General features: G+C 65.4%; 23 protein-coding genes and 1 pseudogene. 11 read left to right on the plus strand and 13 right to left on the minus strand.

What is annotated here, in order from left to right; genetic code table 11:
* Positions 1 to 100: 100 nt before the first annotated feature.
* Positions 101 to 1,541, minus strand: a pseudogene (gene xylB / locus BRAD3257_RS24350) (xylulokinase).
* Positions 1,542 to 1,554: 13 nt separating this feature from the next.
* Positions 1,555 to 2,478: a LysR family transcriptional regulator gene (locus tag BRAD3257_RS24355; RefSeq protein ID WP_122403949.1), complete on the minus strand. Its 924-nt coding sequence runs from the start codon at positions 2,476 to 2,478 to the stop codon at positions 1,555 to 1,557.
* Between the two features lie 107 nt (positions 2,479 to 2,585).
* Between BRAD3257_RS24355 and BRAD3257_RS24360 the strand changes: the two genes are divergently transcribed.
* The 11 genes from BRAD3257_RS24360 to BRAD3257_RS24410 all read left to right on the plus strand — a co-directional run bounded on the left by BRAD3257_RS24360 (position 2,586) and on the right by BRAD3257_RS24410 (position 13,451).
* Positions 2,586 to 2,909 (plus strand): Dabb family protein, encoded by a 324-nt coding sequence (locus tag BRAD3257_RS24360; protein ID WP_122403950.1) that lies wholly within the window; start codon positions 2,586 to 2,588, stop codon positions 2,907 to 2,909.
* On the plus strand, positions 2,906 to 3,985 hold the full coding sequence (locus tag BRAD3257_RS24365; protein ID WP_122403951.1) for a maleylacetate reductase: 1,080 nt from the start codon (positions 2,906 to 2,908) through the stop codon (positions 3,983 to 3,985). The genes BRAD3257_RS24360 and BRAD3257_RS24365 overlap by 4 nt, the downstream gene beginning before the upstream one ends.
* Before the next feature lie 4 nt (positions 3,986 to 3,989).
* Positions 3,990 to 5,363: an amidohydrolase family protein gene (locus BRAD3257_RS24370; protein ID WP_122403952.1), complete on the plus strand. Its 1,374-nt coding sequence runs from the start codon at positions 3,990 to 3,992 to the stop codon at positions 5,361 to 5,363.
* 21 nt (positions 5,364 to 5,384) lie between these two features.
* Positions 5,385 to 6,287, plus strand: a complete 903-nt coding sequence (locus BRAD3257_RS24375; protein WP_122403953.1) for an NAD(P)-dependent oxidoreductase — start codon at positions 5,385 to 5,387, stop codon at positions 6,285 to 6,287.
* Positions 6,288 to 6,302: 15 nt separating this feature from the next.
* Entirely contained in the window at positions 6,303 to 7,187 is an 885-nt protein-coding gene (locus BRAD3257_RS24380) for an intradiol ring-cleavage dioxygenase (protein WP_122403954.1), read from the plus strand.
* A gap of 56 nt (positions 7,188 to 7,243) precedes the next feature.
* Entirely contained in the window at positions 7,244 to 8,638 is a 1,395-nt protein-coding gene (locus BRAD3257_RS24385; RefSeq protein WP_122403955.1) for an FAD-linked oxidase C-terminal domain-containing protein, read from the plus strand.
* Complete coding sequence (locus BRAD3257_RS24390) at positions 8,635 to 10,158, plus strand: sugar ABC transporter ATP-binding protein (RefSeq protein ID WP_122403956.1); 1,524 nt, start codon at positions 8,635 to 8,637, stop codon at positions 10,156 to 10,158. Before BRAD3257_RS24385 ends, BRAD3257_RS24390 begins: the two co-directional genes overlap by 4 nt.
* Complete coding sequence (locus BRAD3257_RS24395) at positions 10,151 to 11,101, plus strand: ABC transporter permease (RefSeq protein ID WP_122403957.1); 951 nt, start codon at positions 10,151 to 10,153, stop codon at positions 11,099 to 11,101. The genes BRAD3257_RS24390 and BRAD3257_RS24395 overlap by 8 nt, the downstream gene beginning before the upstream one ends.
* On the plus strand, positions 11,098 to 12,075 hold the full coding sequence (locus BRAD3257_RS24400; RefSeq protein WP_122403958.1) for an ABC transporter permease: 978 nt from the start codon (positions 11,098 to 11,100) through the stop codon (positions 12,073 to 12,075). Before BRAD3257_RS24395 ends, BRAD3257_RS24400 begins: the two co-directional genes overlap by 4 nt.
* A gap of 42 nt (positions 12,076 to 12,117) precedes the next feature.
* Complete coding sequence (locus BRAD3257_RS24405; RefSeq protein ID WP_162500340.1) at positions 12,118 to 13,092, plus strand: sugar ABC transporter substrate-binding protein; 975 nt, start codon at positions 12,118 to 12,120, stop codon at positions 13,090 to 13,092.
* A gap of 71 nt (positions 13,093 to 13,163) precedes the next feature.
* The gene (locus BRAD3257_RS24410) at positions 13,164 to 13,451 is read left to right on the plus strand and encodes a YciI family protein (RefSeq protein ID WP_122403960.1); all 288 of its coding nucleotides are present in this window, start codon (positions 13,164 to 13,166) and stop codon (positions 13,449 to 13,451) included.
* Between the two features lie 3 nt (positions 13,452 to 13,454).
* Here BRAD3257_RS24410 and BRAD3257_RS24415 read toward each other — a convergent pair whose 3' ends face one another.
* The 11 genes from BRAD3257_RS24415 to BRAD3257_RS24465 form a co-directional block, all read right to left on the minus strand.
* Positions 13,455 to 14,432, minus strand: a complete 978-nt coding sequence (locus BRAD3257_RS24415) for an ABC transporter ATP-binding protein (RefSeq protein WP_122403961.1) — start codon at positions 14,430 to 14,432, stop codon at positions 13,455 to 13,457.
* Complete coding sequence (locus BRAD3257_RS24420; protein ID WP_122403962.1) at positions 14,429 to 15,418, minus strand: ABC transporter ATP-binding protein; 990 nt, start codon at positions 15,416 to 15,418, stop codon at positions 14,429 to 14,431. The genes BRAD3257_RS24415 and BRAD3257_RS24420 overlap by 4 nt, the downstream gene beginning before the upstream one ends.
* A gap of 20 nt (positions 15,419 to 15,438) precedes the next feature.
* Positions 15,439 to 16,362: an ABC transporter permease gene (locus BRAD3257_RS24425; protein ID WP_122403963.1), complete on the minus strand. Its 924-nt coding sequence runs from the start codon at positions 16,360 to 16,362 to the stop codon at positions 15,439 to 15,441.
* Complete coding sequence (locus tag BRAD3257_RS24430) at positions 16,359 to 17,300, minus strand: ABC transporter permease (protein ID WP_122403964.1); 942 nt, start codon at positions 17,298 to 17,300, stop codon at positions 16,359 to 16,361. The genes BRAD3257_RS24425 and BRAD3257_RS24430 overlap by 4 nt, the downstream gene beginning before the upstream one ends.
* A gap of 17 nt (positions 17,301 to 17,317) precedes the next feature.
* Positions 17,318 to 18,922, minus strand: coding sequence for an ABC transporter substrate-binding protein (locus tag BRAD3257_RS24435; RefSeq protein ID WP_122403965.1), 1,605 nt, complete (start codon positions 18,920 to 18,922; stop codon positions 17,318 to 17,320).
* Between the two features lie 141 nt (positions 18,923 to 19,063).
* Complete coding sequence (gene nikE, locus BRAD3257_RS24440; RefSeq protein WP_122403966.1) at positions 19,064 to 20,734, minus strand: nickel ABC transporter ATP-binding protein NikE; 1,671 nt, start codon at positions 20,732 to 20,734, stop codon at positions 19,064 to 19,066.
* Positions 20,731 to 21,579, minus strand: a complete 849-nt coding sequence (locus BRAD3257_RS24445) for an ABC transporter permease (RefSeq protein ID WP_122403967.1) — start codon at positions 21,577 to 21,579, stop codon at positions 20,731 to 20,733. Before BRAD3257_RS24445 ends, nikE begins: the two co-directional genes overlap by 4 nt.
* Positions 21,576 to 22,607 (minus strand): ABC transporter permease, encoded by a 1,032-nt coding sequence (locus BRAD3257_RS24450; RefSeq protein ID WP_122403968.1) that lies wholly within the window; start codon positions 22,605 to 22,607, stop codon positions 21,576 to 21,578. Before BRAD3257_RS24450 ends, BRAD3257_RS24445 begins: the two co-directional genes overlap by 4 nt.
* Positions 22,608 to 22,638: 31 nt before the next feature.
* On the minus strand, positions 22,639 to 24,258 hold the full coding sequence (locus BRAD3257_RS24455) for an ABC transporter substrate-binding protein (protein WP_122403969.1): 1,620 nt from the start codon (positions 24,256 to 24,258) through the stop codon (positions 22,639 to 22,641).
* Between the two features lie 118 nt (positions 24,259 to 24,376).
* Positions 24,377 to 25,813 carry an NAD(P)-binding domain-containing protein gene (locus BRAD3257_RS24460; RefSeq protein WP_122403970.1) on the minus strand — a complete coding sequence of 479 codons (1,437 nt, stop codon included), beginning with the start codon at positions 25,811 to 25,813 and terminating at the stop codon, positions 24,377 to 24,379.
* Entirely contained in the window at positions 25,810 to 26,559 is a 750-nt protein-coding gene (locus BRAD3257_RS24465; RefSeq protein WP_122403971.1) for an SDR family oxidoreductase, read from the minus strand. The genes BRAD3257_RS24460 and BRAD3257_RS24465 overlap by 4 nt, the downstream gene beginning before the upstream one ends.
* Between the last annotated feature and the right edge of the window lies 1 nt (position 26,560).

A 26,560-nucleotide genomic window follows, 5' to 3' on the forward strand; every position in this document is an offset into this window, starting at 1 on the left:
GATCTTCCTGTCAGCGCGGTTTGGTCATTAAACAAAAGCGGGTGACGCAGGGCAATACCGAAGGCGAATATACCGAAGTATGCACACCAGATTGGACCAGCTAGTGGCGCGGCCGATACAGTTCACGCCACGCGGGAAGCCGCTCGGCATAGGCATCGACCAATCCGGCGTCGGGTTCGAATGTCTCGATGCGCTGCGGACGTGTGCACACGATGTCGATTGCCTCCCCCGTGACAGCAAGTCGCCCCAATCTCGCCGCACCGAATGCGGCGCCGGTCTCGCCTCCGGCAAAACGATGGACCGGAATATTCAGCACGTTGGCCAGCACCGAGAGCCAGAACGGGGACCGTGAACCACCACCAATGACATCGGTTTGCGCAATCGCAATGCCGGCATCCGCGAGCGCGCCGCGGCAATCGGCAAGCGCGAAGGCAACGCCCTCGAGCACCGCCTGCACGATCGCGGAGCGATCGGTATCATGGCTCAAGCCATCGAGCATGCCGCGCACCGCGAGATCGTCGTGCGGGGTCCGCTCGCCTGCGAGATAAGGCAGAAAGCTCACGGGCGACGGCGCCGGCGGGCGTGCTCCAAGTGGCGCCAGCAGCTCGGCTTCTGTGACACCGAACAGGCGCGCAACCCAGGCGAGGCAGGACGCGGCCGAGAGGATCGCGCCGGCCTGGATCCACATGCCGGGGATGGCGTGGCAGAACGTGTGCACCACGCGATCGGGATTGGCGGCTATTCTGTCGGTCGGCGACAGCAAGGCACCCGAAGTTCCCAGCGAGATGAACGCAGTGCCAGGCCGGATCGCGCCGATGCCGACGGCGCCCGCGGGATTATCGCCGGCGCCGCCCGCGATCACCGGCGGCCTCGCCATGCCCCAGCGCTGCGCGAGTTCGCGGCGCAGCGTTGTTGCAGGCGCGCAGCCCTCGACCAGGCGCGGCATGTGCTCGCGCGATAAGCCCGTCGCTGCCAGTGCTGCGTCCGACCAGTCCCGGCGCGCGGCATCGAGCCACAGCGATCCCGATGCGTCCGAGACATCCTCGACGGCCTCGCCCGATAGCACCAGGCGCAGATAGGCCTTTGGAAGCAGAACGAGCGTGGTCGCCGCAAAGATGTCAGGCTCGTGCGTGGCGATCCAGAGCAGCTTTGGCGCAGTGAAACCCGCCATAGCCTTGTTGCCCGTCACCGCACGCAAGGCGGGCCAGCGCTGCTCCAGCACGCGGCACTCCGCGGCCGCGCGTCCGTCGTTCCAGAGGATGCAGGGCCGCCCTCAAGCTCGCGTCGAGCAGCGTGGCGCCATGCATCTGTCCGGACAGTCCGATGCCTTCGACCGCCGCCAGCGCAGACGCATGGCTCGCCTTCAGCGCATCCACCGTGGCAAAGGTCGCAGCGATCCACTGCGCGGGATCTTGCTCGTAATAGCCTGATTGCGGCGAGGCCGTCGCGAGCGGCCGGCTCTCGCTTGCAATCACGCGCTGCGCATCGTCGACGAGAACGGTCTTGACCGCGGAGGTGCCGAGATCGATTCCAAGATACATGAATGCTTCCCGCTCACTTCGCCGCGTCGATCCAGATCCCCGGCTCGGAATGCTCGCGGATATGGCTGACCAGGAAGTCCGAGAAGACCCTGATCTTGGCGGGCAGCCTGACGCGGTTCTGATAGGCGATGTTCATGGTCAGCAGCGGCAGCTGCCAGTCCCTCAGGACGGGCACCAACCGGCCGGCCGCGATGTCGCCCTGCACGATGTAAAGCGGCTGGATCAGGATGCCGAGCCCTGCGCGCGCCGCACCACAGATGATCTGGCCGTCATTGCTGTCGAGCGTCGGTGCGATCCGAACCGTCTGCGTCGTGCTGCCCTTGCTCAGCCGCAGTGAATAGGGATCATTGGCGAGATTGTAGATCAGCATATTGTGGCGGGCGAGATCGGCGGGATGCTCCGGCCGGCCGTGCTTCTCCAGATAGGTGGGAGCGGCCGCGAGCACGCGGTGCATCTGGCCGATACGGCGGACGATGATGTTGGAATCCGGCTCGTGCTCCCGCGTGCGGATCGCGACGTCGATGCCGGCTTCGATGAAGTCAGGGTAGCGGTTTGCGCTGATGATCTGCACGCTGAGATTGGGATAGAGCGCGCGGAAGGCGGGCAGCATCGGCGCGAGGTAGATCATCGCGAAGGACAGCGAGCTCGTCACGCGCAGCATGCCCTTGGGCGACAGCGCGCGGTCGGAGACGGCGTCCTCGGCCTCGGCGAGCTCGTTCAAGAGCGTACTGCAGCGCTGCAGGAGCTCCTGCCCTGCTTCGGTCAGCCACTGCCGGCGGGTGTTGCGCTCGATCAGCCGGACCGCGAGCCGCTCCTCAAGCGCGCTGAGGTGACGGCTGGCGGCCGCGTTCGACATCCGCAGCGTTTCGGCGGCTTTGGAAAGGCTGCCGAGCTCAGCGGTTTTGGAGAAGACCTCGAGTTGGAGAAGCCGGTCCATTCTTACGCTATGAGGAAAAGAGACTTACAAATTTTGACCTTTATTTCCGATTTCTGCAAGGCAATATAGCGCCAACAAAACACCGTCGCAGGCGAGGAAATCAGGAAATGTCGGGCCCGATCAGGCACATCGTGATGTGGCGGCTGCGCGGGGAGACGCCTGCGGAGCGTTCTGCCGCCCGCCTCAAGGTCAAGACCCTGTTCGAGGGCCTCAAGGGCCGGATCGAGGGCCTCACCCATATCGAAGTCGGCGTGGACGTCAGCGCTGTCGACTACGCCTGCGACGTGGTCCTGTTCTCCGAATTCAAGGACCAGGCGGCGCTTGCCGCCTATGCCAACCACCCCGAACATCTGCGCGTGCGCGAGGCCTTGGGCGACTTGCGGATCGGGCGCTTCCAGGTCGATTATCCCATCAAAGAGACCGGCGCATGATCGGTTCGTTCATCTTTGAAAACCTGCCCTGCCGCGTCGTGTTCGGCAGCGGAACGCTGGCCTCCGCCAAGGCCGAAGTCGAGCGGCTCGGCGGCAAGCGCGCGCTGGTGCTGACGACGCCGCAGCAGGAGGCGCAAGGCAAGAGCCTGGGGATCGCGCTCGGCCCGCTCTATGCCGGCATCTTTCCCGGCGCCACCATGCACACGCCGGTCGAGGTCACGGAACGTGCGCTCGTTGTGATGAAGGCGTGCGAGGCCGACTGCGTCGTGTCGCTCGGCGGCGGCTCAACCACGGGTCTCGGCAAGGCTTTGGCCTTGCGCACCGGCGTCAACCAGCTCTGCATCCCCACCACGTATGCCGGCTCGGAGATGACGCCGATCGTCGGCCAGACCGAGAAAGGCCTGAAGACCACGGTGCGCGATGCAGCGGTGTTGCCGGAGACGGTGATTTACGATGTGGATCTCACCCTGACGCTGCCGGCAAGCCTGGCTGCGACATCGGGCATCAATGCGATCGCGCATGCGGTGGAAGCGCTCTATGCACGCGACGCCAATCCCGTGACATCGCTGATGGCGGAGGAAGGCATCCGCGCGCTGGCGCGCGCCCTGCCCGCGATCGTCGCCGAAAGCGACGACCGCGAGGCCCGCACCGAAGCGCTCTATGGCGCCTGGCTGTGTGGCGTCTGCCTCGGCACCGTCGGCATGGCGCTGCACCACAAGCTGTGCCATACGCTCGGCGGCACCTTCGATCTCCCGCACGCCGAAACCCACACCATCGTGCTGCCGCATGCGCTGGCCTACAACGCACCGGCGGTGCCCGAGGCGATGGCGCGCATCTCGCGCGCCATCGGCGCAGCCGATGCATCGCAGGGGCTGTACGACCTTGCGAAGGGGTTGGGTGCAAAGCTTGCGCTGCGTGATGTCGGCATGCCCGAGAGCGGCATCGACAAGGCGGCTGATCTCGCGGTGACGAATGCGTATTGGAATCCGCGGCCACTCGAACGGGGCGCCATCCGCGACCTGATCGCGCGCGCCTGGGCCGGCGAGCCGCCGAGCGCCATCAAAGCGGGGGCGTGATGCGATGCGACGCACGCTGATCAAATCCGCAACTGTCATCAGCATGGATGACGCGATCGGCGATCTTTCGGGCGGCGATGTGCTGGTCGAAGGCAACCGTATCGCTGACGTGCGCCCGTCGATCGATCTTGGCAGTGGCGCCACCGAGGCTGAGATCGTCGACGGCACGGGGCGCATCATCATCCCCGGCCTGATCAACGCGCATATGCACACCTGGCAGACGGGCTTGCGCGGCTTTGCCGCGAACTGGACGCTGCTCGAATATTTCCGCCGCATGCATGCCGGCCTCGCAACCGTGTTCCAGCCTGCGGACATCCATATCGCGACGCTGGTCGGCGCGCTGAACCAGATCAATCACGGCGTCACCACGCTGGTCGACTGGTGCCATAACAATCCGACGCCTGATCATACCGACGCCGCGGTGCGCGGCCTGATCGAGAGCGGCATCCGCGCCGCGTTCTTCCACGGCTCGCCAAAACCGGAGCCGAAGCCGGGCGAGCCGCACTTCTCGGAGGTACCGCATCCTCGCCGCGAGGTCGAGCGGCTGCTGGCCGGCCCCCTCGCCGCCCGCGACGGCCTCGTCACGCTCGGGCTCGCCATCCTCGGCCCGCATTATTCGACGCTCGACGTCGCCATGCACGACTTCCGCCTGGCGCGGGAGTTCAAGCTGATCGCGTCGATGCATCAGGGCGGCGGCCCGGCCAAGACACAAGGCGGCTGGGAGAGGCTGATCGAGGCCGGGCTCGTCGGCACCGGCGTCAATGTCGTTCACGGCAACGATCTGCCCGATGAGTTGCTGGACCGGATGATTGACCTCGGCGTGTCGTTCTCGGTCACGCCCGAGAACGAGATGATCCAGGGCCATGGCTTTCCGATCACCGGACGTCTGCTGAACCGCGGCGTGCGACCGACGATCGGCATCGATCTCGAATCCGTGCTTGCGGGCGATCTCCTTTCCGCCGCGCGCGTCGCGCTGTCGATGCAGCGGGCGCTCGACAATGCGGAGTCGCGCAAGGCGAGCGGCGCCATTCCGGCAACGACCACGATTGCAGTGCGCGAGGCGCTGTGCTGGATCACGACGGAAGGCGCCCGCATGCTCGGCCGCGAACACCAGATCGGCTCGCTGACGCCGGGCAAGCTCGCGGACCTCGTCATCATCAACGCCTCCGATTTCAATCTTTGTCCGGTGCACGATCCCCTCGCGACCGTGGTGATGCAGACGAGCCTCGCCAACATCGAGGCCGTCATGATCGGCGGTGTCTGGAAGAAGCGGAATGGCCGGTTGCTGGCCGAGGGGCTGGAGACCAAGAAGGAGCTGCTGGCACAATCCGGCCGGCGATTGGTGCAGGACATCGAACGACAGGGAGGCGCCGCCTGAGGGCGCCAATGGACAAGAACAATGACTGATGCTCTGAAAGACGTCGCTTTCATCGGGATCGGCAAGATGGGCTTGCCGATGTCGGTGCTCGTCGCCAAGGCCGGTTACACCGTGACCGCATTCGATCAGAACGCGGGGCGCATCGCCGAAGCACGCACGCAGGGCATTGCAACTGCCGCTTCGCCGGCCGAGGCCGTGGGCGGCAAGACCGCAGTCGTCACGTCCCTGCCCGACGACGCCGCTTTGCGCGGCGCGCTGCTCGGTCCTGCCGGCCTCATCGCCGCGATGACACCCGGAGCCGTCTTGATCGAGACCAGCACCGTGAGTGTCGAGGCCTCGACCGAAGTTGCAGCCGCCGCGCAGGCACGCGGCATCGCCTATCTTCGTGCACCGGTCTCCGGCAACGCCAGCATCGTTCATACCGGCGCTTTGACCTGCTTCGTCTCGGGGCCGAAGGACGCTTTCGAAAATACAAAGCCGCTGTTCGCCGCCTTCACGCGCGCCCAGACCTATCTCGGGCCGGCCGAGGAAGCCCGCTACGCAAAACTCTCGGTCAACCTGATGATCGCGGTGTCGGCGGCGATGATGGCGGAGAGCCTGGCGCTGGCGCGCAAGGGCGGCATCGCCTGGCAGGACATCTTGAAAGTGCTCGATGACAGCGCGGTTGCCTCGCCCATGGTGAAGTACAAGACCGCGCCGCTGCGGACCCGCGATTTCGAGTCGACCTTCTCCTGCAGGCAGATGGCCAAGGACCTCGACCTCATCTTGGGTGCCGGCCATGCCGTCGGCGTGCCGCTGCAGCTCGCCGCCCAGGTGCGCGAGACCTATGGCTCGCTGGTCGCGCAGGGCGAGGGCGACACCGATTTCATCGCGACCGTCAAGCATCTCGAACGGTTGTCCGGCCTCGGCGAGCCGAAGCTGTGATCAACGGAGGCACATATGCGTAATTTCAACGAGACCACCATCACGGACGCCGTGCTGGAGCGGATCGCGGGCGCAACCGACCCACGGATCAAGGAGGTCAGCGAGGCGCTGGTGCGCCATCTCCATGCCTTCGTCCGCGAGGTGCGGCCGACCCAGAAGGAATGGGAGTACGGCATCGACTTCCTGACCCGCACCGGGCACATGTGCGATGACAAGCGCCAGGAGTTCATCCTGCTGTCCGACACGCTCGGCGTCTCCATGCTGGTCGATGCCATCAACCACCCGGTGCCGGAAGGCGCGACCGAAACCACGGTGCTCGGCCCCTTCTTCGTCCAGGCCGCGCCGGAGAAGGATAGCGGCGCAGATATCTCCGGCCCGATGGAAGGCGACCCTATGCTGGTCACCGGCTCGGTCTCGACCGTTGACGGCAAGCCGCTCGCGGGCGCCATCGTCGACGTCTGGCACTCCGACGATGACGGCTATTATGACGTGCAGCAGCTCGACGCCATCGGCGATCTCGCGATGCGTGCCCGCTTCCACACCGATGCCAATGGACGCTTCCATTTCTGGTCGATCAAGCCCGCCGCCTATCCCATTCCGCATGACGGCCCGGTCGGCGAGATGCTGGAGGCGCAGGGACGCCATCCCTGGCGTCCCGCACATGTGCACTTCATGATCTCGGCACCCGGCTTCGAACAGCTCGTGACGCACGTGTTCGTCGCCGGCGACCAATATCTCGACAGCGACGTCGTGTTCGGCGTGAAGGACAGCCTGATCCGGGATTTCGTCCGTCATCCCGCCGGCCGTGCGCCGGATGGTCGCATGATCGAACGCGCGTATTTTCACCTCAACTATGATTTCGGCTTGAAGCAGGTTGCGAGCAACGCAAGAGCCGCCTAAGCCGAACGACAACGCGGACCGGCAAGAGTCCGCGATCGGGAAGACGAGGAGCAAGGATGGGACCGCGGGTCAGCACGAGCATATTTGCCGAGCGCCTCACCGGCATGATCGGTCCGCGCGCGAGCGTCGCGCGCGGCGTGCTCGATCAGCATGGGCAGAGCGAGTCGCATTATCGCAATTTGCCGCCCGACATCGTCGTCTATCCCGAGACGACGCAGGAAGTCGCTAAGATCGTCAAACTGTGCGCCGACGCGGGCATGCCGATCGTTCCGTTCGGCGCCGGTACCTCGCTCGAAGGCAATGCCGCGGCAGCCGCGGGCGGCGTCTGTTTCGACTTCGCGCGCATGAACAGGGTGCTGGCCGTCCACGACAGCGACATGGATGTGGTGGTGCAACCCGGCATCACCCGCAAGCAGCTCAATGCGGAGCTGCGCAACACCGGCCTGTTCTTCCCGATCGACCCCGGCGCCGACGCGTCGATCGGCGGCATGTCGTCCACCCGCGCCTCCGGAACCATGGCGGTGCGCTACGGCACCATGAAGGACAATGTCATGGCGCTGGAGGTGGTGCTGGCCGACGGCCGTATCATCCGCACCGCCAAGCGCGCCCGCAAGTCCGCCGCCGGTTATGATCTGACGCGGATGTTCGTCGGCGCTGAAGGCACGCTCGGTGTGATCACCGAGATCACGTTGAAGGTGCACCCGGTGCCGCAGGCGATCTCGGCCGCGGTCTGCAGCTTCGACACCCTTCACGATGCCGTGGACACCGCGATCTCCGTGATCCAGTCCGCGATCCCCGTGGCGCGCGTCGAACTACTCGACGACGTCATGATGCGCGGCATCAACGCCTACGCCAAGCTCGGCCATCGCGAGGCGCCGACCCTCTTCTTCGAATTCCATGGCTCCGAGAGCTCCGCAGCCGAACAGGCCGAGGCCGCTCAGGCGATCGCCGCCGACCATGGCGGCCACGGCTTTGCCTGGGCCAAGGCTCAGGAAGACCGCAGCCGGCTCTGGCACGCCCGCGACAACACGCTCTATGCCGGCCTCGGCCTCCGCCCCGGCGCTCGCGCGGTGATCACCGACGTCTGCGTGCCGATTTCGCGTCTCGCGGAATGCCTGACCGAGACGCGGCGCGATGCGGACGCGCACGGCTTCACCGCGCCGATCGTCGGCCATGTCGGCGACGGCAATTTCCACATGCTGATCCTGATCGATCCCAACAAGCCGGAGGAGACCGAAGGCGCCAAGGCGCTGCAGGCCCGCATGGTCGCCCGCGCCATCGCCATGGACGGCACCTGCACCGGCGAGCACGGCATCGGGCTCGGCAAGATCGACTATCTCGCCGACGAACTCGGCGAGGCCGTCGATGTGATGCGATCCATCAAGACGGCACTCGACCCGAATGGCTTGATGAACCCCGGAAAGATCTTTGCGAGCGGAGCCAAAGCATGAGCGACGCGCTTCCGATCGAGGTCACCTTGCCCACGCCGCTGCTGGAGCTGCGCGGCATCAGCAAGGAGTTTCCCGGCGTCAAGGCGCTGGACGACGTGTCCTTTGCCATCTATCCCGGCGAAGTCCATATGCTGCTGGGCGAGAACGGCGCCGGAAAATCGAGCCTGATGAAGGTGCTGTGCGGCGCCTACCGTGCCGACGCTGGCGAATTCTACCACAAGGGTGAGAGGGTCGCGATCAGTTCCACGGCCGATGCGCAGAAGCTCGGCATTGCCGTGATCTTCCAGGAATTCTCGCTGGTCCCCTATCTCGACATCGCCCAGAACATCTTCCTCGGCCGCGAACCGAAGGGCCGCATCCCCGGCACCATCGACCGCCACAGGATATTGGCCGACGCAAGGCGCGTGCTCGACACGATCGGTTTCGACATCGATCCATCCACCACCGTCGATAAGCTGGGAGTGGCGCAGCAGCAGATGGTCGAGATCGCGAAGGCGATCAGCCAAAACGCCCGCATCCTCGTGATGGACGAGCCCACCGCGGCGCTGTCCGACCGCGAGACCGAGCTCTTGTTCGCTCTGATCGCACGACTGAAAGCCGATGGGGTGGCGATCGTCTACATCTCGCACCGGATGGCCGAGGTGTTCGCGCTCGGCGACCGCATCACCGTGCTGCGCGACGGCCGCCGCATCGACGGCGTCCGACCGGCCGACGTGACGCCGGACCAGCTCGTCCGCATGATGGTCGGCCGCAATGTCGACATGACCTACCCGCGGAATTTCGCCGACAAGCCGGGCGAGGTGCTGCTGGAGGTCAAGGGCCTGACTGCGCCGACCGGGATCTCCGGCATCGACATCGAGGTGCGCCGGGGCGAGATCGTCGGCCTGTGCGGCCTGGTCGGCTCGGGCCGCAGCGAGGTCGCGCGCGCCATCTTTGGCGCCGATCCCGTGACGTCGGGCGAGATCATCTTCGACGGCAAAACTATCTCGGGGGAGCCGGACCTCGCCGCCCGCCGCGGCATCGCGCTGATCCCGGAGAGCCGCAAGAGCGAAGGCCTCGCGCTGCTGCGATCGGTGAGCGATAATCTGGTGGTCTCGGCGCTGGAGAAGCTTTTTCCGAGCGGGTTGTTCGACCAGCGCTCGGCCCAGCGCACCGCCGATGGCCTGATCCGGCAGCTGCGCATTGCAACCCCGAGCGCGCGCCAGACCGTCGGCCTGCTCTCCGGCGGCAACCAGCAGAAGGTCGTGATCGGCAAATGGCTCGCGGCAGGCTCAAAACTCTTCATCTTCGACGAGCCGACGCGCGGCATCGACATCGGCGCCAAGTCCGAGATTTTTGCGCTGATCGATCGCCTCGTCGCCGACGGCGCGGCGGCCCTGATGATCTCGTCCGAACAGATCGAGATCTGCCATGTCTGCGACCGCGCCTATGTGATGCGCGAGGGGCGCATTGCCGGGCACCTGACACGCAGCGAACTCACGGAGGAGAACATCGTGCGACTGGGGATGCATCATGCGTGAAGCCGCGGTCATTTCGCAACCCAATCCGCTGCAGCGCATTCCCGGCGTTGCCATCGTGCTGGTGCTGCTGATCGCACTGTTCAGCGTGATCGCGCCCGGCTTCCTGTCGGTCGCCAACCTCTCCAACGTGCTGGTGCAGTCCACCATCCTGACCATGCTCGCGCTGCCGATGACGTTGATCATCATGACCGAGGGGCTGGACCTGTCGATGGGCGCGGTGCTGACGCTGACCTCTCTCTGCGTCGCGATCGTGTCGCTCGCGACCAAGTCGATGCTGCTGGGCCTAGGGGCCGGCCTCCTTGTCGGCGCAACGTTCGGCGTCGCCAATGGCTGGCTGGTCGCGATCATTGGCATCCCGCCCTTCGTCGCGACGCTCGGCACGCTCGGCATGGCTCAGGGCCTGTCCCTGATCGTCAGCGATGGGCAGAGCGTGGTCGGCATTCCCCACAGCGTCCGCGACATCTATTCGGCGACGCTTCTCGGCATTCCCGTGCCGGTCGTGATGGCATTGGTGACGTACGCCGCCTTTCACGGCCTGCTCTATCACACCCGCTTCGGCACCTACATCTTCGCGCTCGGCGGCAATCGCGAGGCGCTGCGCTACGCCGGCCTGTCGCCGAACAGGCTGCTGATCGCGGTCTACGCGATCGGCGGAGCCATGGCCGGCATCGCCGGTCTGTTGATGACCGCACGGATGAACTCCGGCCACCCTACCGCCGGCCTTGGCCTCGAATTCGACGCCATCGCCGCCGTCGCCGTCGGCGGCACGTCTTTCGAGCGCGGCAATGGTTGGCTCCTCGGCACCGTGCTGGGCGTGATCGCGGTGGGCGTCTTGCGGAACGGGCTGAACCTGATCTCACTGCCGTCCTCGGTGCAGGTCGCAAGCGTCGGCGTGCTCGTCATCCTCGCGCTGTTCCTCGACGGCCTCAGGAGCCGGGCATGACCGACATCACCAAGGGTGCCATCGTGCCGCCCCGCTCCTTCCTCTCGCAGGACGCAGTCCAGCTGTTCTATCGCCTGCTCGCCGCGCTCCTGATCTGCGCCGTGCTGGCCGTGCTCAGCGACTCCTTCCTCAGCCTCGGCAACATCCTCAACGTGCTGAGGCAGGCGAGCCTGACCTTCTTCATCGCCTCCGGCCTGACGCTGGTGGTGCTGACCGCGGGTCTTGATCTCTCCGTCGGCGCCAACGTCGCGCTGTCGGCCTGCATCGCCGGCACCATCATCCACAAGACGGGGTCGCCGGCGCTCGGCATCCTCACCGGGCTCGCGTGCGGCGGCATCGTCGGCCTGCTCAACGGCATCATGGTCACGGCGCTGCGCATCCCCTCCTTCATCGCCACCTATGGCATGCTCTGGGTGCTGAACGGCCTCACCTATTGGTACATGGCGGGCGAGACGCTGCATGGCTTCCCGGCCGGATTCCGCCAGATCGGCAGCGGCTATCTGTTCGGCCTGCCGATCCCGGTCTATCTGCTGCTGGTGTTTCTCGGGATCGGCACGCTGTTCGCGCAGCGCACGATCTGGGGCCAGGAGATCTACGCGATCGGCGCCAATCCGGTCGCGGCGCGGCTCTCCGGCATCCCGGTCGCGCGGCGCCTGCTGCTGGTCTACGCGGTCTCGGGCACCATGGCGGGGCTCGCCTCGATCATCTTCCTGTCACGGCTCAATTCGGCCGAAGCCGACATCGGCGAGAGCCTGACGCTGCCGGCAATCGCGGCCGTGCTGATCGGCGGCACCTCGCTGTTCGGCGGCGTCGGCACCGTGTTCGGCACCTTCATTGGCGCGCTGATCCTGACCTTGGTGCTGAACGGCATGAACCTCTTGTCGGTCAGCGCCAACTGGCAGCCGCTGGTGACAGGCATCATCGTCATTCTCGCGGTCTGGCTCGACATGAAGACCCGCCGCCGCGCGCAATGAGCACTCAGAAATCCAACAAGCAAAATGAGGGATGGAGGCAATATGAAAAAGAAGCTGGGTTACCTGGCGCTGCCGCTGCTGATGGCAGTTGCACTCGCCACCGAGGTGCGTGCCGACGGCGAGGCTATCGCCGTCTTCACCAAGAACCAGACCAACCCGTTCTTCCAGACGGTGCGGGTCGGCGCCGACAACATGGCGAAATCGCTGAACGCGAAGACGCTGCAATACATCCCGACCAAGCCGGACTCGATTCCCGAGCAGCTCAGCCAGATCGAGGACGTGGTCGTCAAAAAGCCGAGCGCGATCGTCTTCACGCCTGTCGATTACAAGGCGATGGTGCCCGGTGTCGAGAAGATCAACGAGGCCAAGATCCCGGTCGTCAACATCACCGACCGCTCCGCCGGCGGCAAGTTCCTCTCCTTCGTCGGCGCCGACGATTACAGCCTCGGGCTGGAGACCGCGCGCTTCCTGCTCAAGACCCTCGGCGGCAAGGGCAACATCGTCATCATCGAGGGCGTCAAGGGCTCGCTGACCAATGTCGATCGCGTGCGCGGCTTCAACGACGCGCTGAAGGAAGCGCCCAGCGCCAAGCTGCTGACTTCACAGCCCGGTAACTATCAACGGCTTCAGGCGCTTCAGGTGATGGAGAACCTGATGCAGTCGAATTCGCAGATCGACGGCGTGCTCGCGGCCAACGACGCCATGGCGATCGGCGCGATCGAGGCGCTCGACGGCGCCAACCGCAAGGCGCTGGTGATCGGCATCAACGGCACCAAGGAGGCGATCGACGCGATCAAGTCCGGCAAGCTGCTGGCGAGCGGCGACTACAACGGCTTTGCGCAAGGCTGCCTCGGCACCATGATGGCGATCCGCTCCTTGCGCAATCAGCCTATCATCAGCGAGATCGTGCTGAAGCCGACCGTCATCACCAAGGATAATTACCAGCCCTTCGACGTGCCGTTGGAGCAGCGGACCTGCCCGACGTTCGAGGACGCCGGCAAGCTCAGCGCGAAATAATCCGAACACCACGAGTCCGGACGGCCGCTCCTGCGGCCGTCCCAAGAATTGAAACAAGAAACGGAGACATCATGCTGTTTGCCATTCACGCCGTCGACCGCACCGGCGCGCTGCCGACCCGGCTTGCCAATTACGATGCCCACAAGGCTTTCCTGAGCGACACCTCGCGCTTCGACGTCAAGATCGTCATGTCGGGACCGCTGGTCTCCGACGATGGCCAGACGATGATCGGCAGCCTGTTCCTGATCGAGGCACCGGGCCGCGCCGAAGTCGAAGCCTTCAACCGTGCCGATCCGTTTGCTGCGGCCGGCATTTGGGAAAAGGTCACGATCACGGGCTTCCTGCGCCGGCAGGGGTGAGCCCTACGGCGGCTCTTCGAGGTGACAGGCCACCCACTGCTCGTCTCCCACCACACGCAGCGTCGGCTCCTCCGTTCGGCAGCGGTCAAAGACGAAGGGGCAACGGGTATGAAAGCGGCAGCCGCGCGGCGGGTTGATCGGGCTCGGCACGTCGCCCTTGAGGATGATCGGATTGCGCTGGGCGCCGGGCTCGGGCAGCGGCACCGCCGAAAGCAGCGCCTTGGTGTAGGGATGCCTTGGCGCGGCAAAGATCTCGCGGCGCGGCGCCACTTCCACGATCTTGCCGAGATACATCACTGCGACCCGATGCGTCATGTGCTCGACGATGGCGAGGTCGTGGCTGATGAACAACAGCGCCAAGCCGAACTCGCGCTGGAGGTCCTGGAGCAGATTGACGATCTGCGCCTTGACTGAGACGTCGAGCGCGGAGACTGCCTCGTCACACACGATCAGCTCGGGCTCGGCCGCGAGCGCACGGGCAATCCCGATGCGCTGGCGCTGGCCGCCGGAGAATTCGTGAGGCCTGCGGTTCAGCGCCTCGCGCGGCAGGCGCACGGTATCCATCAGCGCGGTGACGCGGACCTCGAGATCCTCCTTGGACTTGGCGAGACCGAAATTGCGGATCGGCTCGGCCAAGATGTCGCGCACGCGCATGCGCGGGTTGAGGCTGGAGAACGGGTCCTGGAACACCACCTGCACGCGACGGCGCATCTGGCGCATCGTGCTCGGATGCGCGTCGTCGATGCGCTGGCCGTCGAGAATGACCTGGCCCGAGGTGATCTCGAACAGTCGCAAAATGGCGCGGCCGACCGTCGACTTGCCACACCCGGACTCGCCGACCAGCGACAAGGTCTCGCCGCGCGCGATCTCGAAGGACACGCCGTCGACCGCATAGACGAACTCGGACTTGCGGCCGAACAGGCCCTTGTTGATCGGGAAGTGCTTCTTGAGGTCGTTGACCTGGAGCAGCGGGGGACTCATGCCGCGATCGCTCCCTTGGCGGCGTAATGGCAGGCGGCGATGTGGCGCGGGCCCTTCTCTTCGAGCCCCGGCGCATATTGCCGGCAGAGGTCGGTCGCAAGCGCACAGCGGCCGGCAAAGACGCAGCCGATAATGGGCTTGCGGAGGTCAGGCACCTGCCCTGGGATCTCGGCGAGCCGCGTTGCGGTCCCGGCAAGCGATGAGCCGAGCTTCGGCACCGCGCCGAGCAGGCCTTGCGTATAGGGATGACGCGGTGAGCGGAACAGCTCGGCGACCGGCGCCTCCTCGACCTTGCGACCGGCATACATCACCATGACACGTTCGGCGATTTCGGCGACGACGCCGAGATCGTGGGTGATCAGGATGATGGCGGCGCCGACCCGGCGCTTCAAGTCCAGCATCAGCTTCAGGATCTGCGCCTGGATGGTCACGTCGAGCGCGGTGGTCGGCTCGTCCGCTATGAGAAGCTTCGGATTGCAGGCGAGCGCAACCGCGATCATCACGCGCTGGCGCATGCCGCCGGAGAGCTGGTGCGGATATTCGCCGACGCGCCGTTTCGGCTCGGGAATACCGACCAGCGTCAGCATCTCGACCGCGTGCGCCTCGGCGGCCTGCTTGTCCAGGCCCTGATGGATCATCAAGGTCTCGCGGATCTGGCGGCCGACGGTCAGCACCGGATTGAGGCTGGTCATCGGCTCCTGGAAGATCATCGAGATGTCGTTGCCGCGGATTGCGCGCATCTCGCGGTCCGACAGCTTCAGGAGATCCTTGCCGGCAAAGCGGATGCTGCCGGCGATCCTGCCCGGCGGCTCCGGGATCAGCCGCATCAGGGACATCGACGTCACCGATTTGCCGCAGCCGGATTCACCGACGATGGCCAGCGTCTCGCCCTCGTTGACGTGGAAGGACACCCCGTCCACCGCCCGGTTGATGCCGCTGGGAGTGCGGAAGTGGGTCTGGAGGTTCTCGACTTCAAGCAGCGCCATCGCGATCAGCCCCGAGACATCTAAAGACGCTTGGCCAAGCGCGGATCGAGCGCATCGCGAAGGCCGTCGCCGAGCAGGTTCACGGCGAGAACGGTGACGGACAGGAAGGCCGCCGGGAAGAACACGATATAGGGCTTGACCTGCCACAGCGCGCGGCCCTCGGCCATGATGTTGCCCCAGGACGGAATGGTTGGCGGCGTGCCGGCGCCGATGAAGGACAGGATCGCCTCCGTGATCATGGCGCTGGCGCAGATATAGGTCGCCTGCACCAGCATCGGCGCAACCGTGTTCGGCAGGATGTGACGCAAGATGATCATGGGCGTGCGCGTGCCGCAGGCGACCGCCGCGTCCACATAGGGCTGCTCGCGCAGCGACAGCACGACACTGCGCACGAGGCGCGAGACGCGCGGGATTTCGGCGATGGTGATGGCGAGGATGACGTTGCCGACGCTGCCGCGCGTCAGCGCCATCAGCGCGATCGCGAGCAGGATCGGCGGAATGGACATCAAGCCGTCCATGAAGCGCATCAGGATGCCGTCGGCCCAACGGATGAAGCCGGAGACCATGCCGATGGCAAGACCCGCCGCGGACGCGAAGATCGCGACCGACAGGCCGACGGTGAGCGAGACCCGCGCGCCAAACAGCACCCGCGAATAGATGTCGCGGCCGAGCACGTCGGTGCCGAACCAGAAATCGGCCGACGGCGCCCGTGTGCGCTTTGCGGGCGCAAGCGCGGTCGGGTCGACCGTCCCGAGATGAGGGGCGAAGACGGCGATCAAAACCAGTGCGAGCAACAACACGCCGCCGATCGCAACGGTGGGATGGCCGCGCAAGAGGCCGACGAAGCCGCGCCGGATCTTGACCGGCCGGAGGATTTCCGGCAGTTGCGGCGCGAGAACGAGGCCGGTGGGAAGCGATTGCGGATTGACGGTGGTGTCGGTCAATAGCGGATCCTCGGGTCAACGAGCGTATAGACGACGTCGATCATCAGATTGACGAGGACGTAAACGAAACTGAACAGCAGCACGATGCCCTGGATCACCGGATAGTCGCGGCGCAGGATCGCATCGATCGTGAGGCGGCCGAGGCCGGGAATCGCGAACACGCTCTCGGTCACGACCGCACCGCCGATCAGGAGCGCGATGCCGATCCCGATCACGGTGACGATCGGGACCGCCGCGTTCTTCAGCGCATGAATGAACAGGATGCCGCCCTGCCCGAGCCCTTTGGCCTTGGCGGTGCGGATATAGTCCTGCTGCAGCACTTCGAGCATGGCTGCCCGCGTGATGCGCGCGACCAGCGCGATGTAGACGCAGCCGAGCGCGATCGCCGGCAGGATCAGGTTTTCCAGCCACGGCCAGAAGCCTTGCGCAAGCGGCGTATAGCCTTGCACCGGGAGCCATTCGAGCTCGAGCGCGAAGATGTAGGCGAGCATGTAGCCGACCACGAACACGGGCAGCGAGAAGCCGAACACGGCAAAGCCCATGATGACGCGGTCGATCAGGCTGCCGGCCTTCCACGCCGCCACCACGCCGAGCGGCACCGCCACCACGATCGTGAGCAGCAGTGTGACGACCATCAGCGACAGCGTCGGTTCGAGACGCTGCCCGATCATCGCCGAAACCGGCAGGTTGGTGAAGATCGAGGTGCCGAGATCGCCATGCAGGATGCGCCAGACCCAGCTTCCGAACTGGACCAGGAACGGACGATCGAGACCGAGGCTCTGGCGGATGCGCTCCACATCCTCCGGGCTCGCCTGGTCACCCGCGATCACCACGGCCGGATCACCCGGTGCGATGTAGAGCAGGCTGAACACGAACAGCGCGACGATCGCCATCACTGGCAAGGTCGCGACGATGCGACGGAGGATGTAGGAGAGCATCTGGCCTCAGCGCGCGATCATGCGGACTTCGTCACGCCCCAGAAGAACGGCAGCGGCCCCTTGGTGATGCCGGAGACGTTCTTGCGCCAGGCGGTGTAGCTCAGGAAGAAGCCCGTCGGCACGTAGACGACGTCATCGAGCGCCGCCTTGTTGAGGCGGCCGATGGCGGCCTTCTCCTCGTCGAGGTTCTTGGCCTCGAACCAGGACGTGACCTCCTTCTCGGTGCCGGGGCTGTTGGGCCAGCCGAACCAGGCCTTGTCGCCGTTGGCGCGAATGGCGGTGTAGGGAGCCGGATTGATGCAGTCCGCGCCCGCGTGCCAGGTGTGGAACATGTTCCAACCGCCCTGCCCCGGCGGCGTCTTCTGCGCACGGCGGGAGCCGACCGTGCCCCAATCGGTCGCGACGAAGTCGACGTTCATGCCGAGCTTCTTCAAGAGGTCCGCGGTGACGTCGCCCTGCGCCTTGGTGATCGGCTGGTCCTGCGCCACGAGGCACGTCACGGGCTGGCCGGAATAGCCGCTCTCGGCGAGCAGCTTCTTGGCCGCATCGAAGTCGCGCTTGCCCTTCAGGATCTCGCCACCGACTTCGCTGTAGAGCGGCGTATTCGGCGTGAAGAAGCCGGGCAGCGGCTTCCACAGCGCGGTGTCGTCGCCGACGATCGCGCGCATGTAGTCTTCCTGGCTGAGCGCCATCAGCACCGCGCGCCGCGCCCGCACGTCGTTGAACGGCGGAAACAGATGGTTCATGCGGAACGAGCCGATATTGCCGAGGGGATCGCCGATGTCGACGCTGATGTTCTTGTTCTTCTTCAGAACTGGAACGAGGTCCGCAATCGGATTTTCCCACCAATCGACCTCGCCGTTCTGCAAGGCAGCGGCTGCCGTGGCCGGATCCGGCATCACGATCCATTCGATGCGGTCGAGCAGCATCTGCTTGCCGCCCGCGAGCCACGATGCTTTCTCTTGCCGCGGCTGATAATCGGCAAATTTCTCGAACACGGCCTTCGCGCCGGGCACCCATTCGCCCTTGGCGAACTTCATCGGCCCGGAGCCGACATAATCCGTGATCTGCTTGAACGGATCGGTCTGCGCGATGCGCTCCGGCATGATGAAGCAGCACGGCGAATTGTTCTTGGCCAGCGCGTACAGCATCTTCGGGAAGGGCTGCTTGAGCACCCACTTGAAGGTGCGGTCGTCGACCGCCGTGAGCTCCTGCTGCAGCGCCTTGATCATCAGTCCCATGGGATCGCGCGCCGACCAGCGCGTCAGGCTTGCAACGACGTCCTTGCTCAGCACCGGCTCGCCGTCATGGAACTTGAGCGCCGGCCGCAGTTTGAACGTCCAGGTCGTGCCATCGTCGGTCACTTCCTCGGATTCGACCATCTGCCGTTGCGGCTGCAGCGAGGAATCAATGCCGTAAAGAGTGTCCCAGACCATCGCGGCCGCATTGCGCACGACATACTGCGTGCCCCAGATCGGATCGAAATTGGCGAGATTGGCCTGCGGCACGAAACGCAGGGTGCGTGCCGCCGCACCCTGGGCGATCGCCGGGGCCGACAGGCCGCCCGTCAACGCCAGACCGCCCGCGCCGGCCAGTCCCTTCAATACGGTCCTGCGATCCATCAAGTCCTCCCAGTAGTGCCGTGATGCCAGCTGTTCATTGGCAATGGGGCAAGTGAAACCGAGCCCATTTGCAAGCAAATGCTATGCCACTAAATCCGCCTTCGCCAGCGGGATCTCATCGCCGTTCCGGCCGATACGGGCTCAGAGGACGGCCACCAGCGCCGGCCCGGCCTCGATGTGGGGGATCGCCTCGACCAATTTGCGCGTGTAGTCGGTCTTCGGATTTTCGAACAGAGCCCGGCTCTCGCCCTGCTCCACGATGCCGCCATTGCGCAGCACGATGGTGCGATCGCACAGCATGCGCACGACGTTGAGATCATGGCTCACGAACAGCAGCGCGATGTCGTTCTCGCGCCTGAGGCGGTCGAGCAGTTGCAGCACCACCGCCTGCACGGAGACGTCGAGCGCGGCGGTCGGCTCGTCCAGCACCAGGAGCCGCGGCCGGCAGGCAATGGCGCGGGCGATGCCGACGCGGGCTTTCTGGCCGCCGGAGAGCTGATGCGGAAACCGCGGCAACAGATCCAGCGGCAATCCCACGCGCTGCGCGCACTCTTCCACGCGTTGGCGCAGCGCTTCGCCAGCGCGCATGCCGTCGAGTCGCATCAAGGGGTGGGCAATGCAGTCGAAGGCGGTGAAGCGCGGGTTGAGGCTCTCGTTCGGGTCCTGGAACACCATCTGAATGTTTTTGCGCAATGGCGAGCGGTGAAAATCACGCGACGCTACGTGCCCGATCGACTGACCGTCGAACACGATGTCGCCTTCGCTCGGATCGATCAGGCGGCAGATCATCCGCGAAGTCGTGCTCTTGCCGGAGCCGGACTCGCCGACGAGACCGACACTTTCGCCGCTGGCCATCGTCATCGAGAAGTCGGCGACTGCTGCTGAGCCCTGGTCGAAGCGCTTTGCGAGCTTCCGTACTTCCAGAAGCGGCGGCGTGCCGTGCGCGAGCGTCGGCCGCGGCTTGCCGAGAACGGCCGTGTAACGCTCCCTCTCCTCTTCCGTCACGAGGTCTTCGATCCGTGACGTCGCCGTCGGCGACGCCGCAACCAGGCGTCTCGTATAGGCGTGCCGTGGCGCGCTGAAGAGAGTGCTCGGGCTCGCCTCCTCGACGATGCGGCCACGCTCCATCACGGCGATGCGGCGGCAATAGCGCGCTGCGAGCCCGAGGTCGTGCGTGATCAGGATCGTCGCCATGCCGCGCGCGGCCGCGATATCTGCCAAGAGATCCATCACCACCTTCTGCGTGGTGACGTCGAGCCCGGTGGTCGGCTCGTCGGCGATCAACAGTGCGGGATTGCAGGAGATCGCAATCGCGATCATGACGCGCTGGCACATGCCGCCGGAGAGCTCGTGCGGATAGGCGTTCATCCGCTGCTCGGGATCGCGGATCTGGACGGCGCGCAACAACTCCAGCGCCTCGGCGCGCGCGGCCGGTTTCGAGATACGCTTGTGCGTAAGGATCGCGTCCGCGATCTGCAGGCCGATCGCTCGGATCGGATTGAGCGCCGCTCGCGGGTTCTGGAAGATCATCGACATCGCGGCGCCCTGCAGCTGTCGGAGATCATCGCCCCTGAGCTTCGTGACGTCCTGCCCACGAAACAGGATCTTGCCGGCGGTGACGCGGCCCGCGGCATCGAGCAGCCGTGTCGTCGCAAAGCCCGTGACCGACTTGCCCGAGCCGCTCTCGCCGACGAGTCCGAGCATCTCACCGGCCTTCACCGTGAGCGTCACGCCGCGCACGGCCTCGACCATGCCGCGCCGCGTCGAGAACGCGACGTGGAGATCGTCGATCCTGAGGAGGTCCTGGCTCATGTGCGCATCCGGGGATCGAGGATGTCCCGCATCCCGTCGCCGAGGAGGTTGAAGCACAGCACCGCCAGCATCAGCGCAAGGCCCGGAAAGGCCACCAGCCACCACCGTCCGGTCGAGATGAAGCGCGCCCCTTCGGCGACCATGATGCCCCATTCCGGCGTCGGCGGCTTGACGCCGAGGCCGATGAAGGACAGGCCGGCCGCATTGAGAATGGCCCAGCCCAGATTGAGCGAGATCTGCACCGCCATCGCCGGCAGGATGTTCGGCAGCAGGAAGCGCAGCACCACGGAGAAGTGACTCTCGCCGCAGGCGCGCGCGGCCTCGACCCAGCCGACATTGCGGCGGACGTTGACCTCGGCCCGCGCGAAGCGGATGTAGAATGGAAGATTGATGATCGCGGTCGCGATTACGATGTTTTCGATCCGGTTGCCGAGGGCTGCGACCATCGCCATCGCCAGCACGAACAGTGGAAACGCCATCATCACATCGACGAAACGGCCGACGGTGCGATCGAGGCGGCCGCCCGCATAGCCGCAGAACGCGCCGACGACGGCGCCGATGACAAAGGAGATTCCGACCGCGGAGACTGCGATGGCAAGGTCGAGCCGCGCGGCGATGACGAGACGGCTGAACACGTCGCGGCCGAGCTGGTCGGTGCCGGCAATGTGCGCCGCACTCGGCGGCAGCAGTGCCTCCGAGACATTCGAGGCCACCGGATCGTAAGGCACGATCCACGGTCCGAAGATCGCGACCAGGACGAACAGCGTCACCCCGGCCGCAGCCACCGCCGTGAGCGGATTGCCGCGCAGGATCCAGACCGAATGGCGAAGTGTGGCGCTGGTCATTCGATCGACACCCTGGGATCGGCGATACCGTAGCAGATATCGACCACGAGATTGACCAACACGAACAGGCTGGCCATCAGCAGCACGAAGCCCTGCACCGGTGCATAGTCGGAGGACAGCAGCGCATCGAGCGCATAGGAGGCAACGCCCGGCCAAGAGAACACCTTCTCCACCAGGACGTTGGCGCCCAGCATCGTCGAGAACACGATGCCGGCGATGGTGATGACCGGCAGGATCGCATTGCGCAGCGCGTAGGTCACGACCACCTTGCGCCAGGATAACCCGACCGAGCGCGCAGTGCGCACGAAATCGCTGCCGAGCGAGACCAGCATCGAGGCCCGCGTGATCCGCGCCAGCGGGGCGATCACGAACAGCGCCATGCTCACCGCCGGCAGCATCAATTGCCTGCAGGCCGTCCACCAGCCCTCGAGATCGCCGGCGAGCAGGAAATCGATCGAAAGAAAGCCGGTGCGCTGCGGCGGCAGCGAGGTGAAGACGTCGATCCGCCCGGTCGGATCAGGCGCAAGCCCGAGCAGATAATAGAATACGTAGATCAGTAGCAGGCCCGAGACGAAGGTCGGCACGCAGACACCGAGCGCGCAGAACAGCCGCACGCCGTGATCGATGACCGACCCCGGCCGTAGCGCCGCGATGACGCCGAGCGGCACCGCCGCAATCAGCGCGATCAGGAGCGCGGTGAAGGTGAGCTCCAGCGAAGCCGGCAGCCGCTCGCGCAGGTCCTTCAGCACCGGCTGGCCGGTCATCATGGAGCGGCCGAGATTGCCGTGGCTGATGTCGGAGAGATAGAACACGAGCTGCTCCGGCACCGACCTGTCGAGGCCCATCTGCTTGCGGATCAGCTCGATCTCCTCCTTGCCGGCATTGGGCCCCGAGGCGAAGAACACCGCGGGATCTCCGGGCAGGACGCGCATCAGCAGGAAGGTGAAGACCAGCACGCCGAACAGCGCCGGCAGCGACGACAGAAGCCGCCTGCCCGCCCGCACGAGCGTTGCGCCAAGACCGGTCATCGCTCTTCAGAGCCTCCTTCGCTTTCCGATATCACTTGCGGCTGACGTCGCGATAGTCGACCTGGCGATGGAACTCGTAGGTGTAGCCTTCGATCGACGGCGCCATGACGGCGTCCTGGTTTGGCTGCCACAACATGATCTGCGGCATCAGATCAAAGTGCATCGCGTTGAGCTTGCGGCCGGCTTCCTCATACTTGGCCTTATCAGGCTCGAAGCGCGCTTCCTGCGCGATCGCCGCAAGTTCCGGGTTGTTGATCGAAGAGTAGTTCCAGCGCTGATTGCCGGTGTAGAAGTTGCGGTAGAAGTAATCGGTCGACGGCAGCCAGGCGACGATGCCCTCCGTGTAGAAGGGAAGCTTCTTCTCGTTGATCTGCGTCGACATCTGCGCGTCCGGCAGCTTCTGGATGTCGACCTTGATCCCGATCTTGCCGAGCGATTCCTTCACGAGAGCCGCCATCGGCTCGGCGGTCGAGGCCTGGCCGACGTTGAAGCTGAAGGTGGTCGAGAAGCCCTCGGGGAGACCTGCGGCCTTCAGATATTCCCTGGCCTTGTCGAGGTCGAGCTTCACCGGCTGCTGGAACGGATAGATTCCGTTCGCCGGCTTGCCGTCCGCCCAGGTTGCGCCGAACAGCGGCGAACCGCGGCCGAACAGGGCGGCCTTGAACATGTCGTCATAGGGCAGCGCGTAAGCGATGGCGCGGCGGACATTGACGTTGTCGAAGGGCGGGATCTGGTTGTTCATCGAGACAAAGGTGATCGCATTGTATTGCGGCGTCGAGACCACCTTCAGCTTGCCCTTGGCTTCCAGCGACTGCACGTCGCTGGCCTGCAGATCGAGCACGAGATCGGCATCGCCGCGCTCGACGAGGTTGGCGCGGGTCGCGGGCTCCGGCACCGATTGCACGATGATGCGCTTGAAGAAGGCCGGCTTGTTGGCCGAGCCGCGGTTCCAGTCCTCGTTGCGCTTGACGATCACCTGCTCGCCGGGCTTGAAGCTCTCGACCACATAGGCGCCGCTGCCGGCGGTGTGCTCCTTCAGCCAGGCTGTTGCCCACGGATCGTCAGCCGTCGCGTGCTCCTTTGCCACTTTCGAGTTGATGATCATCGGGTAGACGGTGGCGAGATTGGGCAGCGCGAGCTTGTCGGGCTTGGGCAGCGTCACCTCGATGGTGAGGGGATCAATCACCTTGAACTGATCGGCCGATGTCAGCGATCCCGTCAGCAATTGCGCCTTGCCGAGGATCGGCGCGGTGACGCAGCGATCGAGCGACCATTTCACGTCCTCGGCCGTGACGGGCGAGCCGTCCTGGAATTTTGCGTCCTTGCGCAGGCGGAAGGTGAGCTTCAGGCCGTCGGGGCTGACCTCGTAGGATTCGGCGAGCTCGCCCGTGATCGTGTCGAGATCGAACACCCATTTGCCGTTGAGCTGCTTGCGGCCGAACGCGACCAGACGGTCATAGGTGCTCATGCTCAATGCGAAGGACTCGCGGGTCGAGCCGGGGATGTTGGGATCGAGCGTGTTGACGGACGCGCCGGTCACGTAGCGCAATGTCTCTGCCCTGGTTTGCGCTTGCGACGGCGCGGTGACGATGAGCAACAGTGCGGTGATAGCGAGCACTGAGGTCGCCGGCCTGAAAGACACAAAACGCATCGGTTTTTCCCTGAATTTCGAACGAGAACGCCAGCAAGGCAGGTTAAGAGAGAAGCAAGTTGCGCGCCAGTCTCATCGGGCGTTTTGCGGACGAATCGTCGCGGCGGCGCATAGATGGTCACAGCGATCCCCCCATTTTTCGCGCCGGCCGCTTGACCACGGCCTGCGGCGCGTCATAGGCGCTGAGCGAGGCCCAATGGCGGGCGATATCGGCGCGGAACAGGCCGCGCGTCAGGCCGTGGACCAGCTTTGGAACGGCGGTCGTCATCGCATTGATGGAGGATCCCGACGGACCGAAGCTCATGGTGGAGGCAATGGCGAAGAGATGGATGTCGGAGATCCACGGTGTCTTTCCCGGCACGAGCTCGGTGAAGGCGTAATCATCGGCAAGATAGGGAAAGCGGCCGAGGCGTTCGTTGCGCTCGTCCTCGGGCGGCTGGTAGCGGTCGGCCCAGGTCGCGATGTTACCGGCGCACTTGGCGAGCTCGCCGCGGCCGGCAAAGTTCATGTCGATGCCGGTGCCGCAGATGACGAAATCGGCGGTGATGGCGCCGCGTGGCGTCTCCAATTCGATGGCCTCGCCGGTCTTGCGCGCCGCCTCGACCGGCGCGCCCTCGTGCAACGTAAAATTGGCGTGCCGCGCGCAGCGGTCATAGGTTGGTTGCGGAAATCCCTCGCGCATCTCGAGGATCTTGCGCATGAAGCGCCAGCGCCAGGTATCGTCGAGATCGCTGAGATGGCGCAGGAAGCCGCGGAAGGTCAGCCAACGATAGGGCTGGATCACCTGGATCTGCGCACGCCGGCAGAGCAGGTGCACTTCGGCGGCACCGGCTTCCAGCGCCGTTGCCGCATTGTCGAAGGCAGAGGCGCCGGCGCCGATCACGGCGACGCGCTTGCCGCGCAGGCTTTCGAAATCGATGTCGTCGGCGACGGTCGCGACCGAACTCGCCGGCAGATGCGCGAGCTGCTCCGGAATCATCCAGCCGCCCATGCCCTCCTGCCCCGTCGCCAGGACGATCTTGCGGGCGTAGAGCGTCTCGACCTCTCCTGCCCGTTTCACGCGCGCGGCGAGCAGGCCGTCAGACGCAGGCGCAATCTCAAGGAGCTCGCAACCGTTGCGTACCGGCAAGGCGATCGTGCGCCGCAGCCAGAGCAGATACGCCGCCCAATGGGCGCGCGGGATCAGGTCGAGTGCCTGCCAGCTCTCCTTGCCGAATCGGGCCTCATGCCAGGACTGGTAGGTCAGGCTGGGGATATCGAGGTCCGGACCAGTGTAGTCCTTTGGGCTGCGCAGCGTCGGCATGCGGGCATAGGTGAGCCACGGGCCCTCCTTCCCTTCCTCGGCCTTGTCGATCAGCAGGATGTTGCTGACGCGGGAGCGCAGCAGGCCGAAACCGATGGCGATGCCCGACTGGCCTGCGCCGACGATGAGCACATCCAGCGCCGGCTTGCCGTCGGGTCCCGTTTTCGCTTCGAGCCACGCGGCGCCGGGATGGGCGATCCGCGCCAGATCGACGCGAATATCAGTTTCGAGCTGGGTGAGCGCCTCACTCATGCCGCGAGCCAGCCTCCGTCGACCACCATCACGGTGCCCGTCGTGAACGAAGAGGCATCGCTGGCGAGATGCAACGCGGCCTGCGCGACCTCTTCGGCCCGGCCGAACCGCTTCATGGCGTGGCGGTTGCGCGAGGCCTCACGCACCTCCTCTGGATTGGCGTGACGGGCGAAGCTGCGGCGAAGCATCGGCGTGTCGATCGCGCCCGGCGCAATCGCGTTGACGCGAATGCCGTCCGTTGCAAAATCCACCGCCATCGTCCGCGTCAGGCTGACGATGGCGCCCTTGGCGGCGATATAGGCGCTGTTGCCCTTTCCGCCGGCGATCGCAAGCTGCGAGGCCAGCGTGATGATCGAGCCGCTGTTCTGCCGCTGCATCTGCGGCACCGCGGCCCGCGCCCACAGCCAGGTGCCGCCGACATTGGCGCGGAACACCGCGTCCCAGTCTTCCGGACTCGTGGTCAGCACCGTGCCGCCGCAGGAGAACCCCGCAGCGGTCATCAGGATGTCGAGCCGACCGTGCCGCGCGACGACATCGCCGACAACCGCCTCGGCGAACGCGGCATCGCCGACGTCGCCGACATGCGTCGTTGCCTCGCTCAGCAGCTTCAGCGTGTCTTGAAGCCCTGCAGCATCACGATCGACCAGAGCAAGGCGCGCGCCTTCCTCCGCGAACAGTTTTGCGCTGGCGCGGCCGATCCCCGAGCCCGCTCCCGTGATGATCGCCGTGCGCCCCTGCAGCCGCATG

This window comes from Bradyrhizobium vignae (genome assembly GCF_900324035.1).
Classification (GTDB): Bacteria; Pseudomonadota; Alphaproteobacteria; order Rhizobiales; family Xanthobacteraceae; genus Bradyrhizobium; species Bradyrhizobium vignae.

Bases quoted from the DNA above. Each gene is read 5' to 3' on its own strand.
- BRAD3257_RS24405 (WP_162500340.1), top strand. From the start codon at position 12,118: ATGAAAAAGAAGCTGGGTTACCTGGCGCTGCCGCTGCTGATGGCAGTT.
- nikE (WP_122403966.1), bottom strand. From the start codon at position 20,734: ATGAGCCAGGACCTCCTCAGGATCGACGATCTCCACGTCGCGTTCTCG.
- BRAD3257_RS24450 (WP_122403968.1), bottom strand. From the start codon at position 22,607: ATGACCGGTCTTGGCGCAACGCTCGTGCGGGCGGGCAGGCGGCTTCTG.
- BRAD3257_RS24410 (WP_122403960.1), top strand. From the start codon at position 13,164: ATGCTGTTTGCCATTCACGCCGTCGACCGCACCGGCGCGCTGCCGACC.
- BRAD3257_RS24360 (WP_122403950.1), top strand. From the start codon at position 2,586: ATGTCGGGCCCGATCAGGCACATCGTGATGTGGCGGCTGCGCGGGGAG.
- BRAD3257_RS24365 (WP_122403951.1), top strand. From the start codon at position 2,906: ATGATCGGTTCGTTCATCTTTGAAAACCTGCCCTGCCGCGTCGTGTTC.
- BRAD3257_RS24430 (WP_122403964.1), bottom strand. From the start codon at position 17,300: ATGCTCTCCTACATCCTCCGTCGCATCGTCGCGACCTTGCCAGTGATG.
- BRAD3257_RS24400 (WP_122403958.1), top strand. From the start codon at position 11,098: ATGACCGACATCACCAAGGGTGCCATCGTGCCGCCCCGCTCCTTCCTC.
- BRAD3257_RS24435 (WP_122403965.1), bottom strand. From the start codon at position 18,922: ATGGATCGCAGGACCGTATTGAAGGGACTGGCCGGCGCGGGCGGTCTG.
- BRAD3257_RS24355 (WP_122403949.1), bottom strand. From the start codon at position 2,478: ATGGACCGGCTTCTCCAACTCGAGGTCTTCTCCAAAACCGCTGAGCTC.
- BRAD3257_RS24415 (WP_122403961.1), bottom strand. From the start codon at position 14,432: ATGAGTCCCCCGCTGCTCCAGGTCAACGACCTCAAGAAGCACTTCCCG.
- BRAD3257_RS24375 (WP_122403953.1), top strand. From the start codon at position 5,385: ATGACTGATGCTCTGAAAGACGTCGCTTTCATCGGGATCGGCAAGATG.
- BRAD3257_RS24370 (WP_122403952.1), top strand. From the start codon at position 3,990: ATGCGACGCACGCTGATCAAATCCGCAACTGTCATCAGCATGGATGAC.
- BRAD3257_RS24445 (WP_122403967.1), bottom strand. From the start codon at position 21,579: ATGACCAGCGCCACACTTCGCCATTCGGTCTGGATCCTGCGCGGCAAT.
- BRAD3257_RS24420 (WP_122403962.1), bottom strand. From the start codon at position 15,418: ATGGCGCTGCTTGAAGTCGAGAACCTCCAGACCCACTTCCGCACTCCC.
- BRAD3257_RS24380 (WP_122403954.1), top strand. From the start codon at position 6,303: ATGCGTAATTTCAACGAGACCACCATCACGGACGCCGTGCTGGAGCGG.
- BRAD3257_RS24395 (WP_122403957.1), top strand. From the start codon at position 10,151: ATGCGTGAAGCCGCGGTCATTTCGCAACCCAATCCGCTGCAGCGCATT.
- BRAD3257_RS24460 (WP_122403970.1), bottom strand. From the start codon at position 25,813: ATGAGTGAGGCGCTCACCCAGCTCGAAACTGATATTCGCGTCGATCTG.
- BRAD3257_RS24465 (WP_122403971.1), bottom strand. From the start codon at position 26,559: ATGCGGCTGCAGGGGCGCACGGCGATCATCACGGGAGCGGGCTCGGGG.
- BRAD3257_RS24390 (WP_122403956.1), top strand. From the start codon at position 8,635: ATGAGCGACGCGCTTCCGATCGAGGTCACCTTGCCCACGCCGCTGCTG.
- BRAD3257_RS24455 (WP_122403969.1), bottom strand. From the start codon at position 24,258: ATGCGTTTTGTGTCTTTCAGGCCGGCGACCTCAGTGCTCGCTATCACC.
- BRAD3257_RS24385 (WP_122403955.1), top strand. From the start codon at position 7,244: ATGGGACCGCGGGTCAGCACGAGCATATTTGCCGAGCGCCTCACCGGC.